Here is a 5,065-nt window from a genome sequence, read left to right on the forward strand (position 1 = left end):
AAGGGTTGGCAACACAAGCAAGGTTTCCAACTGGCCCGGTGCCCAAAGGTCAGATGCATTGATACTTTGAAAGGGGACGCCTTGAAGAGGGGTGAGTTTTTATAGACGCCACTTGCAGAATGGGGGATCGGTAAACATTCAGCCGATCCCGCAAGCTGAGCTAAAACTGAGCAGGGGATATGAAACTGCACATAGGGCCGTATCCTTGGCGACCGCAACCGTGATCCAAAATTTATACTACATGGGCATTTATGCTGTTGCTTTGGGCTGGAGAGAAAATGACTTTTAGGCCCTTAACTAGTTTGTCAGTGGTGAATTTGAGTGCGAACAATCGGATCTCGGATTTATGAGCTTAATTTGTTGTTCCACCAAGTAATTGTCTCTTCTGTGGTTTGTATAAGTGTTGGCAGATAATCGCCGGCAGCTGACAAGTCTTTTGAATGGCTTTCCATTATCTTTGCATTCTCTGCTAATCGGAGGGCAAACATGGAACTGGCAGATCCTTTTATCGTGTGTGCAGCTTGATAGATCAAATCACTATCACCTGATGATAGGCCTTCCTTGATTTTGTCAATCTGAGTGTTAATCGTATCGGGAGCCATACCGATCAGCTCAACAATAACCTCATCACCGATCTGGGATTTCATTAGCTCATATTCTTCTTCTGAACCAATTGGCATACCTGTTTCATCGGGTATATTTGTCATCTTCGGCGAAACCTTTTCTACGAACTCTTCTTCGAATACAGCTTAAGCAAAGGGCGTAAACTGTACGGATTTGTGGCAATATATAGAAATATAGTGCCCTTTAGTTGTTGTTCAGTAAAGGGTTTTGATCGTTGGTGGTCGATTAGATGTTACTCGATATCGAGTGTCGTTGTAATGCTGCGATGCAACATTATCGTCTTTAATTATTTGCTATCTGTGGTACGCTAAGTATCTGAAATCCCCTCCGTGATTGTTTGCGTATAAAACAAGATCTACGTGAAATCGTCACGCGTCAATTATACTAAATACAGGAGCTTGATATGTCAGCTTGTATTGTCGGCTGGGCGCACACACCATTTGGCAAACACCCGGAAGAAGATGTGGAAAGTTTGATCGTGCGGGTGACGCAAGATGTATTGGCGCATAGCGAGTTATCAGCCGCGGATGTGGATGAAGTTGTGTTGGGCACCTTTAATGAAGGGTTCTCACCACAGGGATTTCCGGCTTCCTTGATTTTACAAGCTGATAACGAGTTGAGGTTCAAACCTGCTGTGCGTGTGGAAAATGCCTGTGCCACTGGGTCAGCGGCTATTCATCATGGCTTGCGGGCGATTGAATCTGGTCAAGCGCGGTTGGTATTGGTTGTTGGGGTCGAGAAAATGACGGCTCTTTCTGGACCAGAGATCGGGAATACCTTGCTAAAGGCCGCTTACCTTAAGGAAGAAGGTGATATCAAAGGTGGTTTTGCGGGGGTTTTTGCGCGGATCTGTGATCTTTATTACCAGAAATATGGCAATCAGTCTGATGCATTGGCACGTATTGCTGCAAAAAACCATGCAAACGGTGTTCATAATCCGTTGGCTCAGATTCAAAAGGACCTTGGGTATGATTTCTGTCGCACCCTGTCTGATAAAAACCCAGCCGTGATTGGTAATCTCAAACGCACCGATTGTTCACTGGTATCTGATGGTGCTGCTGCAATTGTCCTTGCTGATGAAGAAACAGCTAGGGGAATGAACAACGCAGTACGTTTTAAATCAGTATCCCATGTCAGTGATTTTTTACCTATGAGCAAACGGGACATTATTCAGTTCGAAGGGTGTACCCGTGCTTGGCAGCAAGCTTTGCAGGCTGCAAGTGTGACACTTGATGATCTTTCTTTTGTTGAAACACATGATTGTTTTACAATTGCAGAGCTAATTGAATACGAAGCAATGGGGTTGACCCCGCCCGGGCAAGGTTATCGTGCGCTGGAAGAAGGTTGGGTGTATCCAGATGGAAAATTACCGATAAATTTATCTGGTGGTCTGAAAGCCAAAGGACATCCCGTGGGGGCAACGGGGGTATCCATGCATGTTCTGGCGGCAATGCAATTAAGTGGAACGGCCCCACCTGAAATCCAACTTGCTAACCCCAAACTTGCTGGCATCTACAATATGGGGGGTGCTGCTGTGGCTAGTTATGTTTCTGTTTTGGAGACGAGGGATTAAAAGGCCGTCTTGATTACCTGATGGTGTCTGTTAGTGGAGCAATATTCAATTTAAAGCAATTTCAGACTTAGTGTAGCTGTTAATAATCGTTTTAATGACACCCTCTTTACGGAGGTCACTAATAGCTTTGTCAAAGTCAGGCAGAATGGATGTGTATTCGGAATTTTTGTTAATACACAGATACAGATTGATCGTATCGATGACGACACTCGTTTTTTCAATACGGTCTGTATATTGATTGTCGCGAGAGAAATAATCAAAGTTAACAGTGCCTCTAACGATGATATCGGCGCGTTTGTTCGCGAGTAATTTGTATGTTTGTTCCAAGGTATCTGTCCAGATAACCCTACCATCTGGAAGCTTGCTTTTTAGCCATCCATTGCCTCTGTAATCCACGATGGTAAAATTTAGCAGGTCACGGGCTGAAGTGATGGCGAGAATTTCATCGCGTCTTGGGTGGTTTATATAGGTGTAAACGACAATATCTGTGGAAAAAACAGGTTCGTTGCTACAGGTGGTGTATTCTAACCGCTCTGGGGTGGGACTGGTGATGAAAGCATCTGATACCCCTTTTTGGACGTTGATTTGAGCACGAGACCATGGATAGCCATTGTATTGGGTTTCCAGATTTAATTTCTGTTTGAATATGATGTCTAAAACATCAATAGCCGCGCCTTTCATTTGCCCATTTTCAGTCCAGACCAAGGGCGCGTAATATTCAGGAAAAGCCAGCTTAAAAGGTGCAGCCTTAGCCACAGTTGAGACGGTTAAAAAGAACAGAACCAGGGGCAATAGCTTCAAGTGTACACTCCGGCCTTTACTGATAATTCTTTTTCGATGTCACAGGTTACCTTTTTTTAGGTCATTTGTATCTAGAAATTTTATTTTTTGGTCAAATTATGAAATTTTATTCAGGGATACTTTGTAATTTGAACATGGCCCGCAGGATATTTTCATTGGAACGAATTCCCATGTGTGAAAACCATTTGTTAAATAATTCCAGTGATTTGTCGCTTCGATATAGTTCGGCAAGATAGCTGTCGACAAGAAGTTTGAAATCTAGTGATTGGCGCTCAAACATCAGGGCATAGGGATCATAAGAATAAAAGCGATTAACAAGTTTGAGGTCATTTGGGGCGCTTGCAGCATCCAATAAACCGATTAAGATGATACGATCTGCGATGTAGGCATCAATCTCTTTGTTCTCAAGGGCTTCAATCCCTTGGTCAGGGTATTTGTAGCTAACCAATTCAATATCAAGTTTGTCGCGTTTAATTCGCTTGGTCATAATATCAGAGGTTAGTGTACCGTAAATCATACCAGCTTTTTTGCCCGACAGGTTTTTCAAGCTTCTGATCCGACTGTCGTCTTTTACCAGCATTTCAGCGCCCGTTACATACGTTAGCAGACTGAAGCTAACCTTTTTTTGACGTTCAAGGGTCCACGATGATGCGCTACATATAATATCGACGGTTCCGGCATTTATATAATCGAAACGATTGTCGGCAGTAACTTCAATCATTTTTAATTTTAAATCCGGTTTATTGAGGTTTTTTTTCAGGGATTCATAGATGCCTTTGCAAAGATCAATGGAATAGCCATCGACCTCACCCGAGGGAGTGACAGCTGAAAAGGGATGTTTATCGCTTCTGAAGCCAATGACGAAATTATTTGTTCTTTCTATGCGCTCGAGGGTGATGTCTTTTGCGTTGGCAGATGCGAGGGAGAAAAACGCCGCCACAATAAAGGAAAAGAGCATGAGTGATCCGAAGGCATTTTTTCTATGTATGAACATATAAGATCTCTTGGATAAGGACGTGTTGAGAAGCGGTTCGTAATGTCTGAAAATTAAAAGAAGGCATTGGGGTGCCCCCAGTATTTTAAAAAGCATCGTGGTATTGGGTGTTGACGCTGACAAATGCGGCCTGTTCTTCCATATTAATTTCATAAGTTGGTTTGAAATTGTGATGTTGCTCTTCTGAAATTACGCGTTGATAGAGATTGTCGAGCACATACTGCTCACCAGACTTTGTTTCCACGATAGCAACAGCGTGGCCAACAGGGCCGTAGCGACCGTGAAAAACTCCTGCGACCATCCAGAGATCACGTTGATCATGGCCCAGTAACGCAGCAGAGGTAAGGTAGACATGGGCGTAATCGTCACAATCGCCAAACCCCCGGGCGATGGTTTCACCAGGTGTTGACCAATAGTCTTTGCGCTCTGTTTTATATTTTACGTTACGACCAGCCAAGGCATAGAGCGACTTTAATTCTTTGACGGTATCGTTTGATTTTTTTGACATCAGGCTTTGATACCAATTTCGGACACGTTTGGAATGGTGCCGATCATAGGAATGATATTCTTTTAGCCAGCGATAATGAAACTGTGATTGCTGCGTTTTATTCAGGAAGCTTTTCGGGGCTTTGGATATCGTGACATACTTTGCACGGACGCTGTCCGCTGTTATTGCCAAAGTAAACACGGGTAATATTGTGAAAAGGCAACTTCTCCTGAGGTGTCGAACGATGTTGTCCACGCGGTTTCTCTTAATGTTTCAGGTTATGGTAGTATATTCTTTTTTACTGAAAATGGGAAGTGACTGGCTTTTTTAGCGTTTATGTAGCGCATTTCACAAATTTGGCCCAAATTTGTCCTGTGCATTAAGGGGCATCATCTACACGCATGCGGTCTTATAAGCAAAGATATGTTGGAGTGTTGTTTTCGCGGGATTTTGTTCGGTTGGAAATGGAATAGGGATGTTAAAAAAGCTTAAGGAACCATATTCCACAACACGCGTAACAGGGCAATCTGTGCCATCAGAATATAGGCCATGAGCATGAAGAGCATCATGTAGCGGTGTGCATTTG

Annotated in this window: 6 protein-coding genes; 1 reads left to right on the plus strand and 5 read right to left on the minus strand. The window is 43.4% G+C overall.

What is annotated here, in order from left to right:
• Positions 1 to 191 (minus strand): hypothetical protein (locus tag Q0241_RS11395; protein ID WP_299377441.1); only part of this gene is annotated, 191 nt, incomplete at its 3' end.
• Between the two features lie 153 nt (positions 192 to 344).
• Positions 345 to 707 carry an Hpt domain-containing protein gene (locus Q0241_RS11400; protein WP_299377443.1) on the minus strand — a complete coding sequence of 121 codons (363 nt, stop codon included), beginning with the start codon at positions 705 to 707 and terminating at the stop codon, positions 345 to 347.
• A gap of 320 nt (positions 708 to 1,027) precedes the next feature.
• On the opposite strand from Q0241_RS11400, the gene Q0241_RS11405 reads away from it, so the two are divergent.
• A complete protein-coding gene (locus tag Q0241_RS11405) occupies positions 1,028 to 2,197 on the plus strand; it encodes an acetyl-CoA acetyltransferase (protein ID WP_299377445.1) in 1,170 nt (389 codons plus the stop codon).
• Positions 2,198 to 2,242: 45 nt separating this feature from the next.
• Here Q0241_RS11405 and Q0241_RS11410 read toward each other — a convergent pair whose 3' ends face one another.
• From Q0241_RS11410 to Q0241_RS11420, 3 genes are all read right to left on the minus strand, one after another.
• The gene (locus Q0241_RS11410; protein WP_299377447.1) at positions 2,243 to 2,998 is read right to left on the minus strand and encodes a transporter substrate-binding domain-containing protein; all 756 of its coding nucleotides are present in this window, start codon (positions 2,996 to 2,998) and stop codon (positions 2,243 to 2,245) included.
• A gap of 106 nt (positions 2,999 to 3,104) precedes the next feature.
• Positions 3,105 to 3,992, minus strand: coding sequence for an amino acid ABC transporter substrate-binding protein (locus Q0241_RS11415; protein ID WP_299377449.1), 888 nt, complete (start codon positions 3,990 to 3,992; stop codon positions 3,105 to 3,107).
• A gap of 85 nt (positions 3,993 to 4,077) precedes the next feature.
• On the minus strand, positions 4,078 to 4,734 hold the full coding sequence (locus tag Q0241_RS11420) for a transglutaminase-like domain-containing protein (RefSeq protein WP_299377451.1): 657 nt from the start codon (positions 4,732 to 4,734) through the stop codon (positions 4,078 to 4,080).
• Positions 4,735 to 5,065: the final 331 nt, after the last annotated feature.

Origin of the sequence: uncultured Kiloniella sp. (assembly GCF_937128705.1) — a bacterium.
Lineage (GTDB): Bacteria > Pseudomonadota > Alphaproteobacteria > Kiloniellales > Kiloniellaceae > Kiloniella.